This window comes from Flavobacterium enshiense (assembly GCF_022836875.1).
Lineage (GTDB): Bacteria > Bacteroidota > Bacteroidia > Flavobacteriales > Flavobacteriaceae > Flavobacterium > Flavobacterium enshiense_A.
Window position 1 is genome coordinate 684,395 of record NZ_CP090376.1, and the last position, 13,787, is coordinate 698,181.

At 39.6% G+C, this 13,787-nt stretch carries 13 protein-coding genes; 5 read left to right on the forward strand and 8 right to left on the reverse strand.

Annotated features, from left to right (window positions below; all coding sequences use genetic code 11):
• Positions 1 to 14 precede the first annotated feature (14 nt).
• The 4 genes from LZF87_RS03060 to LZF87_RS03075 form a co-directional block, all read right to left on the reverse strand.
• Positions 15 to 446: a hypothetical protein gene (locus LZF87_RS03060; RefSeq protein WP_244341661.1), complete on the reverse strand. Its 432-nt coding sequence runs from the start codon at positions 444 to 446 to the stop codon at positions 15 to 17.
• 168 nt (positions 447 to 614) lie between these two features.
• Positions 615 to 1,433, reverse strand: a complete 819-nt coding sequence (locus LZF87_RS03065) for a hypothetical protein (protein WP_244341662.1) — start codon at positions 1,431 to 1,433, stop codon at positions 615 to 617.
• Between the two features lie 182 nt (positions 1,434 to 1,615).
• Positions 1,616 to 2,233 carry an acyloxyacyl hydrolase gene (locus LZF87_RS03070; RefSeq protein WP_244341663.1) on the reverse strand — a complete coding sequence of 206 codons (618 nt, stop codon included), beginning with the start codon at positions 2,231 to 2,233 and terminating at the stop codon, positions 1,616 to 1,618.
• A 104-nt stretch (positions 2,234 to 2,337) separates the two neighbouring features.
• Positions 2,338 to 2,766, reverse strand: coding sequence for a hypothetical protein (locus LZF87_RS03075; protein ID WP_244341664.1), 429 nt, complete (start codon positions 2,764 to 2,766; stop codon positions 2,338 to 2,340).
• 300 nt (positions 2,767 to 3,066) lie between these two features.
• On the opposite strand from LZF87_RS03075, the gene rnpA reads away from it, so the two are divergent.
• The 5 genes from rnpA (at position 3,067) to LZF87_RS03100 (ending at position 9,132) form a co-directional block, all read left to right on the forward strand.
• A complete protein-coding gene (gene rnpA / locus LZF87_RS03080; protein WP_244341665.1) occupies positions 3,067 to 3,450 on the forward strand; it encodes a ribonuclease P protein component in 384 nt (127 codons plus the stop codon).
• Positions 3,451 to 3,713: 263 nt separating this feature from the next.
• Positions 3,714 to 5,354 (forward strand): S41 family peptidase, encoded by a 1,641-nt coding sequence (locus LZF87_RS03085; RefSeq protein WP_413614302.1) that lies wholly within the window; start codon positions 3,714 to 3,716, stop codon positions 5,352 to 5,354.
• Between the two features lie 69 nt (positions 5,355 to 5,423).
• On the forward strand, positions 5,424 to 7,409 hold the full coding sequence (locus LZF87_RS03090; protein WP_244341667.1) for a KUP/HAK/KT family potassium transporter: 1,986 nt from the start codon (positions 5,424 to 5,426) through the stop codon (positions 7,407 to 7,409).
• A 4-nt stretch (positions 7,410 to 7,413) separates the two neighbouring features.
• The gene (locus LZF87_RS03095; RefSeq protein WP_244341671.1) at positions 7,414 to 8,226 is read left to right on the forward strand and encodes an OmpA family protein; all 813 of its coding nucleotides are present in this window, start codon (positions 7,414 to 7,416) and stop codon (positions 8,224 to 8,226) included.
• A 12-nt stretch (positions 8,227 to 8,238) separates the two neighbouring features.
• Positions 8,239 to 9,132, forward strand: coding sequence for an OmpA family protein (locus LZF87_RS03100; RefSeq protein ID WP_244341681.1), 894 nt, complete (start codon positions 8,239 to 8,241; stop codon positions 9,130 to 9,132).
• Here the strand turns inward: LZF87_RS03100 and LZF87_RS03105 are convergent.
• The 4 genes from LZF87_RS03105 to LZF87_RS03120 form a co-directional block, all read right to left on the reverse strand.
• On the reverse strand, positions 9,129 to 9,575 hold the full coding sequence (locus LZF87_RS03105) for a GNAT family N-acetyltransferase (protein WP_244341686.1): 447 nt from the start codon (positions 9,573 to 9,575) through the stop codon (positions 9,129 to 9,131). The two genes, LZF87_RS03100 and LZF87_RS03105, sit on opposite strands and share 4 nt — an antisense overlap.
• On the reverse strand, positions 9,572 to 10,567 hold the full coding sequence (locus LZF87_RS03110) for a DUF4837 family protein (RefSeq protein ID WP_244341688.1): 996 nt from the start codon (positions 10,565 to 10,567) through the stop codon (positions 9,572 to 9,574). The genes LZF87_RS03105 and LZF87_RS03110 overlap by 4 nt, the downstream gene beginning before the upstream one ends.
• A gap of 30 nt (positions 10,568 to 10,597) precedes the next feature.
• The gene (locus tag LZF87_RS03115; RefSeq protein WP_244341690.1) at positions 10,598 to 12,475 is read right to left on the reverse strand and encodes a LysM peptidoglycan-binding domain-containing protein; all 1,878 of its coding nucleotides are present in this window, start codon (positions 12,473 to 12,475) and stop codon (positions 10,598 to 10,600) included.
• 106 nt (positions 12,476 to 12,581) lie between these two features.
• Complete coding sequence (locus LZF87_RS03120; protein WP_244341692.1) at positions 12,582 to 13,769, reverse strand: phosphoglycerate kinase; 1,188 nt, start codon at positions 13,767 to 13,769, stop codon at positions 12,582 to 12,584.
• Between the last annotated feature and the right edge of the window lie 18 nt (positions 13,770 to 13,787).

Genomic DNA, 13,787 nt, shown 5'->3' on the forward strand with positions numbered 1-13,787 from the left:
CTGAAAAGGCAGCTTTATTTTTTTGTAGCCCTTTCTACTTCCGTCCAAGTAGCCCAAATATTTCCCTGCAATTTTTTAAATTCCACTGAATCCTTACTCTGTTCAAGTTCTTTGAACAATACGTGCATCTCCCCTCTTTTCTCGGGATAGCGATCTGTAACGACCCGAATCGCATTCCAGGCATTAACATGATCCTGAAAGACTTTGATGAACGCTTTAGGACAGTTACGCATATTGATTTTCTGCATTCCATGCGTATAATTTACTATAGTCTGACTCAGTGGAAGGGTTTCACATTCCGTGTTCCTTATTTTTCCGAGAGAATCATCAGCCGCAATAACATGACTGATACAATCCGTATGCTTTGAAGTCTTATCTTTTCGTACGGTGTGGCAAGAAAAAACAATGGAGACCATAGGGCCGAGAAAAAACACCTTTGTATTCATAATTTTACTTGTAAAAGTCAACTGCTCCGCAAACAAACTAATTTCGGATTCTTAAAATCTTCTGATTAAAGCAACCATATTTACATCTTCCTTGTGCTTATTATTGCTATGCCGGATATCTGTTCTTTTAAGAATTAATTCAAAATTGTATAGATGTGATTAGTTTATTTATTTAAACATTGTGTTGATATTAAGCATAATAGTCCAACTGTCTTTTATTCCGGCCGGTCCATTCACAACATACTGAGGCCCTATAAACATAGACCTGTCTTTGGCAAAAGCTTTTCCAAACAATAAATTCACAGGAATGGTACACTTATCATTTTCCCAGTCAAATTTCATAATGGGAAAGGATTGAATAAAATAACCGTTTCGGAACAGTTTGGTAACCTGTGGCTGAAAATACATGAAGTTTTGATCCGGTCTGTCAGAGTCACCAGCAAAAGAAAAAAATTGCTGCACAAGCAAACTTAACTGGACTTTCTGTATTTTATTATAAAATAATATTCCTGTAGGACCGGCGCACCACTTGCCAAAACCCAGAACATTTGGCGACCCCAAAGGAATAAGCACACCTCCGCCAACACCCGCTATCCCCCATTTACTTTTGAGTGCAACGGCATCCAGCAAAATAAAATCTCCGGTTCCTGTAGCGTTGAACTTGCTTCCGTGATCTGTTACTGTCTGGCTTATAATGGGTGCCTCCAGTCGGTAAATCGTGTAGAATTTATCCGGATTTTTGGATTTGATAAAGGGTAAACCCAATGATTTTGAAGGCTGAACAATTCGGCTAAAAAAGGCAAACTGCTTTCCTCCATTATCCAGAAAAGTGAAATTTGGCTGAAACTGCAATTTGGTTACATAGGCTAATGGATTGGTCGCCAAGGATGCACCAATTTTTTTTTCATCTTCTTCTTTAACCTGCGAGATCAATGCCTTGGGATAGCATAAAGCAAAGACCAACAGAAGCAAATACTTTCCTTTCATTCAGTACTTTTTAGACTTGATCTATAACTAAATTTACGAAATAATTAATAGGCCATTCCAGTTATCATTTCTTGTGGAATGCCAATAGCCTTAAAATCCATCAAGATCAACACTCGTTTGTTGGAATCCAAAATGAATGAAAAACAAAAATTGACAAAGGACAACTACTAGAGAAAAAGCATCTATAGCACAAACGAAACCTGAAATTCCATATTCATGGTATTAATACCGGAATTTATTCCCTGAAATCCCGCATTGGAAATATGGCGTAAACTCGGTCGAAGATCAAAATATATTTTATTAGTCATTTTTAAGGAAACACCAAGGGCAATCACATCTGAAAAAGCAAACCCGTCCGACAAATGCTCCGTTTCAGTATCGGTAATCATCGGACCGATACTACCCAAAGCATAAACACTTACGCCTTCGCAAACCGGTGCCCGCACTATGACACCTATATTCAAAATATAACTGTTAACGTCTTTAAGTTTGGTATACTTTCCGCGCAATGCTTCATAATCTGGCTCATCCGGTTTTACAAAATATTTATTCAAAAGTTGGTGAGTTCCAAAGTTAATCTCGGGCTGAAGGACGGCTTCAAAACTAACATGTTTAATTTTTCCCACCACATATCCAAGATGGATTTTGTAAAAGCTGTTGGTATAGGTATAATCTTTGTTTTTAAGCTCTTCCCCTGTTCCGCAAGCAAAACCAAATACGAACCGGTCTTTTTGCAACTGACTGTAAACAGCGCAAAAATGTAACAGAAAAACCAGAATAAAGAAGCGACTGTTCTTCATAAACCGTTCATTTTTTACTTAAATCGTTGCCGCAAACCATACAATCTAACAAAAAAACAAAACGCAACCCAAAAGTTGCGTTTGCTGTAAATGAAACCTGCCTATTAATGCAGATAAAACTTCTTCACTTTTGCGACTATCTTATTGAGACTCATTTTATCAGCAGACTCTATCGCTTTCAGTCTCATCGGTGAGTGCATTCTGTTTTCATGGATAAGTTTTCTCAGCTCATTTTTTGTTTCGGCCGGGCCAAACACGTAAAGTTCGTCGGCGTCTTTGGCATGATTAACCACGTTTTCCAAAAAACCGTGAAGCTGATGTTTTTTGCGGTGTTCAAATTTATGCTCATCATTCACATGCTGTCTTCCCATAAAAGCGCCCTTATTCCCTCCATGATCGTGATAAATCTGATTTTCCATAACAGAACCCACTTCGGTTATCTGTTGTTTGCCGTCTTGAAGGGTAACCAAAATCGCTCTGGAAGCATCGATCCAGATCCCGGTTTGTTGAATTGATTGCTGTGCTGTCTTCATAATGTTTTGTATTAAAATAAACTATCGTATTTTACGTATCGACAAAATCCTAAGCAGAAAAAACAATACAAAGCATCTGTCGATAACCTAACATTAAGGAAAAAGTAATTCTAAAAGACTATGAAGCAGAATTGGGTACACCGCAAAGTAAAAATAGAAATGCATCGTAAATTTACAAAAAAACGGATGCCGTTCTGACTTTTGACGAATAATATCGGTAACTGAACACAACCTCCCGACAAGAGAAAAAAATAAACCTTAGTCCGGCTTTCATGCTGAAGTTTGTATCTTTGTCCTGAAATGAAAAACACATACCCAAAGCTCGAAAAGCTGAAAAGCAAAACCACTATCGATTTACTATTTTCTGAAGGTAAATCGGTGTCGAAGTATCCTTTGCGCTTAGTATTTGTGCCAATTCCCTTGGAAAATGATACCCAGCTGAAAATGGGGGTTTCCGTTTCCAAAAAATACTTCAAAAAAGCCGTTGACCGCAACTATTTCAAAAGGGTATTGCGCGAAACCTATCGCTTAAACAAGTCATTGCTTCTGGATAACATGCAACAACCCTATGCTTTTATGTTTTTCTACCAGAGCAAAGAACGCCTCTCCTATCAGGAAATCAACAAAAAAACCGTACAGTTGTTTGAGAAGTTTATCGAGGCAACTAAAACTAAAGACATATAATTTCCGTACAAAGCAAACACCGCTCTTCTTCATTTGGTTTTAGCAAACACTGTTGCATTAAAGAAGCAAAATACAACCTTTCGATTGCAAATAAACGCTTCGAAACACATCTCGTCGATACAAAAAAGCACAATACACTAGAAAGGTAGCAACAACATTACAACTTTCTTACCCTGAATGTTACGCGTTTGCCCTTTTATCCTTATTTTCGTAGTTAGGTTCCTTCTGATTCGAGGGCAACTCCTATGAAAAACGACTTAAAAATGGTAGCATTGCTAAAGAGAAAATACGTCCTTCCTGTTTTGGCGGGCGGATTTTTGTTTGTGGGCGCGAGTTTCAAACAGGATTTTTTTGAAATCGCAAAACAAATCGAAATTTTTACCACACTTTTCAAAACCGTAAATCAGAATTACGTTGACGAAGTGAATCCAGGCGAATTAATGGACAAAGCCATCAAAAACATGCTGGCCGATCTGGATCCGTACACCAACTATTTCAACGAGCAGGATGTGGCCCGTTTCAAAATCAATTCTACCGGCGAATACACCGGAATCGGTGCCATGATAAACCGAAAAGAAGGCCGGTTAATCGTGGTGGAACCTTACAAAAACTTTCCTGCCGACAAAGCTGGACTCAAAGCCGGTGACGAAATTGTACAGATAGGCGATGTGAATCTGGTGGATTTCAAAGAAGATGCCGGAACCCTTTTACGCGGGGCAAAAAACACAAAGGTCGACATCAAATACAAACGACAGGGCAAAATGATGACCACGCAGATTGTACTCGATGAAGTGGAGGTGAAGGCCGTTCCGTTTTATTCGTTGCTTTCCGATAAGACCACCGGTTATATTGTGTTATCGCAATTCAATACCAAAGCTTCCTTTGAAGTAAAAGAAGCCTTATCCAAACTGAAAGGGGAGGGCGCCAGCAAAATAATCCTCGATTTACGCGGCAATCCAGGCGGTTTATTGCATGAAGCTGTAAACATCTGTAACCTGTTCGTACCGCAAAATGAAGTGATTGTAACCACAAAATCGAAAAATGAAAAACACAACAATACCTACAAAACGCAAAGAGCTCCGGTAGATTTAGAGATTCCGCTGGTGGTTTTGATGGACGGAAAAAGCGCCTCGGCTTCCGAAATTGTGGCCGGTGCCCTGCAGGATCTTGACAGAGCTGTTATTGTAGGGGCGCGCAGTTTCGGAAAAGGATTGGTACAACGCCCACTGGATCTTACTTACGGCACCCAGGTAAAAGTCACCATTTCCAGATATTACACGCCTTCCGGACGATGCATTCAGGCTTTAGATTACACCCATAAAGACAAAGACGGCAAAGCCATCCGCACCGAATCCAAAAACTACAACGCGTTTAAAACCCGTAAAGGACGAACCGTTTACGACGGCGGAGGTATTCAGCCCGATGTGGAATTACCGGAAGCTAAACAAAGTACCGTTGCAGCTGCCTTGCTGAAAAACGACGGCATCTTTAATTTTGCAACCGAGTATTACTATAAAAACCCAAATCTGGGCAATACGGTCCCAACGCTGACCGATGCCGATTTTACAGCTTTCAAAACTTTTCTCAAAAAGGATAACTTCCAGTTGGATACCGAAACGGAAATTGCTTTGAAAAACACATTGGCTACTGCTAAAAAAGAGAAAATCGACGAATCTATAGCGACAGAATACCAGCAATTGCAACTTGCATTACAGCGAAGCGAGGAAAAAGAACTTGAAAAGAACAAAACCGAAATAAAAGATTTGTTGTTGGATGAAATCATAAAACGCTACCAGTACAGGGAAGGTTTGTATCAATATTACACCAAAAGCAATACGGAAATTTCAAAGGCCGTTTCTATTCTTAACAACAGCGCAGAGTATAATAAAATTCTTAAAAACTAAATTTCACAGCCTTTTTAGTCTTGCTGTGATATTTTATGATAATTTTGCGCTAATTTAAATTTTTTAAAAGTGAGTTCACACAGTAGCAACCACCTGAATAAACTAACATTAGGCGGTTTAATTGTAACCTTAGGGATTATTTACGGAGATATTGGTACATCTCCGCTTTACGTAATGAAAGCCATTATAGGCAAGCAGGCAATTGACCAAGACGTCATACTAGGTGCTATTTCCTGTATTTTCTGGACACTGACTTTACAAACCACATTCAAATACGTAATCTTAACACTTCGGGCAGATAACAAAGGGGAAGGCGGAATTTTCTCGCTGTACACTTTGGTTAAAAAGCTAAAGAAAAGATGGCTGCTTGTTCCTGCCATTATTGGAGGAAGCGCCCTTCTAGCAGATGGAATCATTACGCCGCCCATTTCGGTATCCTCGGCCATTGAAGGTTTGCGAACCTATAATCACGAACTGAACACCATTCCTATCGTAATTGCCATCCTGTTCGTCCTTTTCTTCATCCAAAGATTTGGAAGTAAGTTTGTTGGTAAATTTTTCGGTCCGATGATGTTGCTTTGGTTTGGAATGTTAGGCGTTTTGGGATCCATCCATCTTTTTGGAAACATCGCGGTCCTTAAAGCCTTAAATCCGTATTATGCGATACATTTACTGCAAATACACCACGAAGGTTTTTATGTTTTGGGGTACGTATTCCTTTGTACCACAGGAGCAGAGGCTTTATATAGTGATTTAGGTCACTGCGGAATCAAAAATATCCGTGTAAGTTGGATTTTCGTAAAAACCATGTTGGTAATCAACTATTTCGGCCAGGGAGCATACCTGATTGCAAACCACGGTAAAACCTTGACTCAATTGAGCGGTAGTCCCAGCAACCCGGGGAACCCTTTCTACCTTGTGATGCCGGACTGGTTTTTGCCCTTCGGGATTGCGATTGCAACTTCGGCGGCCGTTATTGCTTCACAGGCATTGATCAGTGGTTCTTTTACACTGATTTCAGAGGCAATGCGATTGAATTTATGGCCAAAAGCCCGTATTAAATATCCGACAGAATTAAAGGGACAGTTGTACATTCCATCCATCAACTGGTTGCTATTCATTGGCTGTGTTTTCATCGTGGTTCATTTCGAGGAATCCGGAAATATGGAGGCGGCTTATGGTTTAGCTATCGTACTTTGTATGATCATGACAACCATTCTGTTAGGTTTTTTCATGGTTTTAAAACGTTACAACCCAATTTTCATCGTTACGGTACTGCTGATGTATTTATCGATTGAGCTTTCCTTCTTTGCTGCCAATATCAGCAAATTCCCTCACGGCGGTTACGTTTCTGTATTTATAGCCGGTATATTGGCAATTGTAATGATTATATGGTTCACAGCGAAGAAAATCAGAAAAGAATATACGGAATTTGTCAAAGTAGACACTTTCAAAAATGTAATTTCCGAACTGAGTAACGATCTTTCCATACCAAAATATGCTACGCATTTAGTTTATTTAACTAATGCGGAAATGAGCAATGAAATTGAATCAAAAATTGTATATTCGATTTTACAGAAAAGACCAAAACGTGCCGATATTTACTGGTTTGTTCACGTGAATGTTACCGATGAACCATATGAGATGGAATACCGCGTACGCGAAATGGTTAAAGACGACATTATCCGTGTGGATTTCTATTTAGGTTTCCGTGTAGCACCGAGAATTAACCTGCTTTTCAAAAAAGTAGTCCAGGACATGGTGAAAAATGGGGAAGTGGATATCACCAGCCGATACGAATCGCTGCAACGAAACAACGTAATTGGTGATTTTAAATTTGTATTGATTGAGAAATTCATATCCTATGATAACGATTTCCCTTGGTATCAGCGAATAATTTTAGATCTTTACTTTTTATTGAAAAAAGTCAGTTTATCGGAAGAAGAAGCGTTTGGATTGGACAGCAGTTCGGTAAAAGTAGAACAATACCCGATTTTGATTAGTCCTCCGGCAGATATTAATTTACAGCGAATTAAAGACCGTACCCATCACTAATAAGATGAAGAAATTAGCTTTCTTTTTGTTGTTACTTACGCCACTTGCCTATGCGCAGGAAGAAGTGGTGCATTCCGTATATTTTGAGTTCGACAAACACAATCTTGATGAAAAACAGGCTGATGAAGTAGTCACTTTCGTAAAAGCAATTGACACATCAAGAATAGAAAGCGTTCAGATTTACGGTTATTGTGACGACAGAGGAAAAGACGCTTACAATTACAAGCTTTCCAACAACAGGGCGAATACGATAAAAAACAAGCTGATTGAAAAAGGAATCAAAAACAAGATTATCATCACAATAGAAGGGAAAGGACGCATCTTAATCGATGACGACATAGTCGACAACCTTCCTGAAGTACGTCAGAAAAACAGACGTGTCGATGTGGTGATGAACTTCAAACCGGTCCCGCCCAAGCCAATGCCCGGTGTCTATAAGGACATCAAAAAAGACATGATCGTGGGCGACCGTATCTATCTTGAAAAGATTTTTTTCGACAACGGAAGCAGTAAACTTACGTCAAAATCCAAACTGGAACTGGACCGTATAGCACGCATCCTCCACAAGTACAAAAACATACAATTTGAAATTCAAGGGCACATCTGTTGTACTCCGACGTTTCAAAAGGAAGCTATCGATAAAGATACCCGTAAAAGAATGCTTTCCATAAACCGGGCGCAAGCCGTTTACAAATACCTTGTTTATAAGAGAATCGACAAAAGCAGGATGACCTACAAAGGCTATGGAAACACAATGCCTTTAGGAAATGGTCCGGATCAGGACAGACGAGTAGAATTTGTTATTACGAAAATCTAACAGCTTAGGCGTATGAAGAAGCTTTTTACTTTCCTTTTTTTATTCAGTCTTACCTTGGGTTATTCACAGGAATTAACTCAAGTGAAAACCGATAAATACTCCGTTTATTTTGACTTTGACAAATCTAAATTAACCGATGAGGAAAATAAAAGGCTTAACGACTACGTAAAAAGTTTGGGAGATATCGTAATCCTTTCCATTGGTCTGGAAGGTTTTTGCGATGATAGGGGAAGTATCGAATACAATAGGGGATTGTCGCAACGCCGCGCAAAAACGGTTTCCGACATCCTTCAGGAAATAGCTTCCAAACAAAAAAACGTGGAAGGGAAGGGAAAGATCGATTTACGGATTACCGAACTTCAGCTCAGTGATGACGAATTGGATGCCACACGACAGTTAAACCGCAGGGTAGACATCTATCTGGAATATTTTCATAATGATTTCATCGATTTAAGTAAGCCGAAAGATTCCCTGCCGTCAAAAATTCAAGTGGAAAACCGACAGCTCCGTTTGAAAACGTTTGAAGAAAAACCCTTGAAAGTAGGGGATATCATCAAATTAAAAGATTTGTATTTCGAAGGCGGCCGCGCTGTTTTATTGAGAAAATCAGAAAAACAGCTTGACAAACTTTTGAACGAACTCAAAAACAATCCGAACTTTAAATTTCAGATCCAGGGTCATGTTTGCTGTATCGATACCGAATATTTTCGTGATGCGGTGGATGAAGACACTGGGATAAACAATCTCTCCGAGGCTAGGGCCAAAGCTATTTTCGCTTATCTAAAAGCCAACGGAATACCGGAAGAGCGCATGTCGTACAAAGGTTTTGGCCGTGATTATCCTTTGGAAGGGGAGAAAGAGCGCAACAACAAACGCGTGGAAATCTGTATCACAAGTATCGATTAACCCCTTTTCATTTCTATATGCGGGATATCGTCTTCCAGATACACTTCGCTGGTTGCAACAAAATCGTGGCTTTCGTAGAATTTTTTCAGGTATAACTGTGCCGAAATCGTGATTTTAGATTCTCCAAAGTGCTCCGAAATTCCTACAATGGCTTCCTTCATAAGATCATGTCCCCATTTCTTGTCGCGAAAATCAGATTTTACGATCACTCGTCCTATGGAAGCATTTTCAAAATAATCTCCCGGCGCAAACAGGCGTGCATAGGCTACCAAAACCCCGTTATACATCCCAAGAAGGTGCAACGCTTTGTCGTCTTTACCGTCAATGTCCTGGTAAACGCAATTCTGTTCCACTACAAACACTTCTGAGCGCAATTGCAGTATTTGATATATCTCTGCTGTAGAAAGTGCCTTAAAAGGCTTTATTTCGAATTCTGGCTTCATTTTCGTTTCGAATTTAAAAACTGAGTGGATTTAATGATCGATTCTAATTCAAAAATCTGGTCTCTTTTTGTGCTTGAAGGGTTGTAAACGAAACCTTCCACAATGATATAGCGATGGTTTTTCACGTCTTTGATCACATAATTCAAAAAAGGACCATTCATGAAGTTATTTTGCAGTTCCCAGGTTCCACGTGTTTCAAAAGCAGTCATTCCATCGATTTTAGTTTTCGAAACATAGGGGTAGTAACTCTCTTCCGTTTGCATGCTTGATTCGTCCATCAAACCATGGATGTATTTCCTCCCGATGGAATCCCGGAGGCGAATGGTGTTATGAACCGCATCGCCTTTTTTGAAAGAAGAAAATGGTACCTGATAAATAAGCAGACTGGAATTGCCCGATGGAATGTCCTTCTTAAGCCATACGAACTTATTCTTCATAAGTGCATACGAAAAGCTGTTCGGGATCTGCAGGGTGATATTGAATTTCTGCTTGATTTTCTTATCATCAAACAAAGTTTTACCGTTAACCTTCTGATATTCGATGATTTCTGAATAACTAATGCTGCTGGTTAAAGCCGGTGCGTGCAATTCGATGGTTTCAATAATTTCGCTCAAATTGTGCCCGCTGATATAAAAAATGTTTTGAGGCACGGCATATTTATCCATCACATGCTTGAATTCGGGTTCAGGCGATTTGGTAATTATGACAATATTACGGGCAAGTTTTACGTTACCACCGAAAATTTTTGGTGAATACTGATTGAGCGTAAAAAGCGGTTCCTCTTCCTGAAGGCCATCTACAGGTGCAGCAAGTTTTTTTCTTAGTTCGTCACCGATTTCGCCATTCCATAAGACGTCATCGATAATGACAGAAACCGAATTTATATTCCCGGTAGATGGGGGCAAAATCAATTCTCCCTGCTTTGCTGTTTTCTCACAAGCGGACAGGAAAAGAACTAAAAACAGGCCGAAAAAAAAATTCGCTTTTCTCACAGTATTGTTTTGAAAAGCGAATTTACTAAATTATCCGTTGATTTTGAGTTTCATTCCAGGTCTGATGTCATCGCCATCACCCTTAATGTTATTGAGTTTTTTGATCTCTGCTACGGTAGTACCCATTTTTTTTGAAATTCTAAGTAATGAATCTCCCTTCTGTACCACATATAGGCGCTCCTCTTCAAGTTTCTTCTGCTTAACCGACTTCTTGTTCACTTTAGCTTCCGTTTTTTCCACTGAAGCCACTGCATCATCAGAAGCTTGAATTTTTAGTTCCTGACCTGCTCTGATTCCTTCATCGCTAAGGTTGTTCCATTCTTTCAACTGAGTTGCCGTTACGTTGTTTTTAGCAGCAATTTTGGTAAGATTATCACCTTGTTGTACAGTATAAACTTTTTCGTTTGCGACAACCGCAGTAGCAGGTTCTGACGTTTTAACCACCGGATCGGCCACTTTAAGCGTATCTGTTTTTTTCTTTGAAGCAGTTTTATCAGCGACTAAAACCGAAGTCTCATACTGTATCTTCAATTTTTGACCGGTATTAACAGTAGAGCTTTTTAGTTTATTCCACTTTTTCATTTCTGACATGGTAACGTTGTTCTTCTCTGCTATTTCAGAAAGATTATCTCCACGTTTTACCGTATAATATTTAATTTTGGTCTTTTTAACCGATTTCATCGCCACTTCTTCATCTTCAGACTCAGAAGCGTTGTTGTCATTAGAAGCAACCGCTGTCTGAATAGAATCCGAAACAATAGTTCTCGGTTTTTTCACTTTGAATTGCTGTTTTTCTCTTTTGCTTTCTTCGTAATCGACGTAAGCGTATACCTTATCTTCGTTCGATGTAAATATCGCTAACTTATCTTTCGGCAAACGAATGAAATGTGCTTTATCGGATACGAATGGCACTACATTTCTTTTATAAATCGGATTCAAAAATCGCAACTGCTCTTCCGGCATGTCCAACAAATCAGCGATCTGCTTGAAGGTCATTTGCTTCTTAACCATTACGGTATCCGTTTCGAAATAAGTCACCGATGCTCTTTTAGGAACAATTCCGTGCTCTTTTCTGTACTCATACACATACATGGTAGCATAGAAAGCAGGTAAATACCCTTGCGTTTCCGGATGCATGTGCTTTCTGATGTTCCAGTAATTCGTTTGCCCGCCAGAACGACGAATCGCTTTGGCAATATTCCCAGGTCCGGTGTTATACGACGCTAAAACCAAATCCCAGTCACCGAAGATTCTATACATGTTGGTGAAATACTGACAAGCAGCCTCCGTTGCTTTTAACGGATCATAACGCTCATCCACATAGGAGTTCACCTCAAGGTTATATTGTTTTCCGGTCTCGTACATGAACTGCCATAAACCGCTGGCACCCACTCTGGATTTTGCTAACGGGTTTAAAGCCGATTCAACAATAGCTAAATATTTGATTTCCAAAGGAAGATCGTATTTTGACAAACTCGCCTCGAACATCGGGAAGTAATATTCCGAAAGCGCCATCAGACGCTCGAAAGCTCTAGGACGGTTTTTCAAAAACGATTTGATTACGTTTTCTATCGTTGGATTATACTCTACACGAAAAGGCGATTTTTCATCTAATTTTTTCAAACGTTCTTTTAGAAGATCAGTCGACAAATTATACGAAACGGCTTCGTCAGCGGTTCCTTGAGTAACTGCTGCCTGCATTTCATCAAAAAGTTCCTGATTATTCAATTCTTTCAACCACATTTCGTCGATGTGCTTTCCAGCCTCATGATGAGCGAACGTAGCTTTGATGGAATCAAGATACGAAAGTTTTGGAGCAGAAGTAATAGCAACCTCTTGTTCCGCTGTCTCCTGAGCCATTACAGCCAGAGAACAGATTCCGAAAATTAGTGAAAATACCTTTGTCATCTTCATACTTTTTTTTATAATCAACTATTATTCAATCATTTAGACGCGATGCAAACATAATATCTAATAACTGATAAATTCAAAAAATATTGTTAAAACTCGTAAATTAATTTTCTATCGCCGCAATTCCTGGTAATGTTTTTCCTTCTAACATCTCCAGCATTGCCCCGCCACCAGTGGATACATAGCTCATCTTTGGCTCTAACCCAAATTGTTTTACCGCAGCAACCGAATCACCTCCTCCCACAAGAGAAAAAGCTCCATTTTGAGTCGCTTCAGAGATGAAATTACCCAACGTGATGGTACCGCCTGCAAATTTTTCCAATTCAAAAACACCTAATGGTCCGTTCCAAAGAATGGTTTTTGAATTTTTGATTACGTCTTCCAAAGCTTCTAACGATTTCGGACCTACGTCCAATCCTTGCCATCCGTCCGGAATATTGTTAACATCAACAACCTGCGTATTGGCCTCATTCGAAAACGCATCGGCAGCCACTACATCCACAGGCAAGTGAATCTGAACATTTTTAGCTTTGGCTTTTTCGAGGATTTCCAGCGCCAAGGCCATTTTATCGTCTTCACAAATTGAATTTCCAATGTTTCCTCCCAGGGCTTTGATAAACGTGAATGTCATTCCACCCCCGATAATCATATGGTCGATTTTATCCAGAACGTTTTCAATAACCGTAATTTTAGAAGATACTTTTGAACCTCCAAGTACTGCAGTTACAGGCTTTACGGAATTGTTCAATACCTTATTCAAACTCTCGATTTCTTTCGCCAATAAAGTTCCAAAACATTTATTTTCCGGGAAAAACTGTGCAATAATAGTCGTCGAAGCGTGCGCTCTGTGTGCTGTACCGAAAGCATCATTCACATAGATGTCACCCAGTTTCGCTAATTTTTCCGCAAAAGCCAGATCGCCTTTTTCTTCGTCTGCATAGAAACGAAGGTTTTCCAACAACAGCACTTCTCCTGCTTGTAAATCAGCCACAGCTTTTTCAGCCACTTCTCCGATACAATCAGAAACAAATTTCACCGCAACACCCAATACTTCTGATGTTTTAGCCACAATGTGCTTCAATGAATACTTTGCTTCAACGCCTTTTGGTCTTCCCAAATGCGACATCAGGACCACACTTCCGCCGTCTTTTAAAATTTTATCGATAGTAGGCTTAGCAGCTTCAATACGGTTCGCATCGGTTACGTTAAAATTCTCATCCAACGGAACGTTAAAATCGACACGGATTATGGCTTTTTTTCCTTCAAAATTAAAATCGGCAAGAGTCTTCATTCTGTATATTTTTATTAA

Coding starts and splice junctions, on each gene's coding strand:
- LZF87_RS03060 (WP_244341661.1), bottom strand. CDS start 446: ATGAATACAAAGGTGTTTTTTCTCGGCCCTATGGTCTCCATTGTTTTT.
- LZF87_RS03065 (WP_244341662.1), bottom strand. CDS start 1,433: ATGAAAGGAAAGTATTTGCTTCTGTTGGTCTTTGCTTTATGCTATCCC.
- LZF87_RS03070 (WP_244341663.1), bottom strand. CDS start 2,233: ATGAAGAACAGTCGCTTCTTTATTCTGGTTTTTCTGTTACATTTTTGC.
- LZF87_RS03075 (WP_244341664.1), bottom strand. CDS start 2,766: ATGAAGACAGCACAGCAATCAATTCAACAAACCGGGATCTGGATCGAT.
- rnpA (WP_244341665.1), top strand. CDS start 3,067: ATGAAAAACACATACCCAAAGCTCGAAAAGCTGAAAAGCAAAACCACT.
- LZF87_RS03085 (WP_413614302.1), top strand. CDS start 3,714: ATGGTAGCATTGCTAAAGAGAAAATACGTCCTTCCTGTTTTGGCGGGC.
- LZF87_RS03095 (WP_244341671.1), top strand. CDS start 7,414: ATGAAGAAATTAGCTTTCTTTTTGTTGTTACTTACGCCACTTGCCTAT.
- LZF87_RS03100 (WP_244341681.1), top strand. CDS start 8,239: ATGAAGAAGCTTTTTACTTTCCTTTTTTTATTCAGTCTTACCTTGGGT.
- LZF87_RS03105 (WP_244341686.1), bottom strand. CDS start 9,575: ATGAAGCCAGAATTCGAAATAAAGCCTTTTAAGGCACTTTCTACAGCA.
- LZF87_RS03115 (WP_244341690.1), bottom strand. CDS start 12,475: ATGACAAAGGTATTTTCACTAATTTTCGGAATCTGTTCTCTGGCTGTA.
- LZF87_RS03120 (WP_244341692.1), bottom strand. CDS start 13,769: ATGAAGACTCTTGCCGATTTTAATTTTGAAGGAAAAAAAGCCATAATC.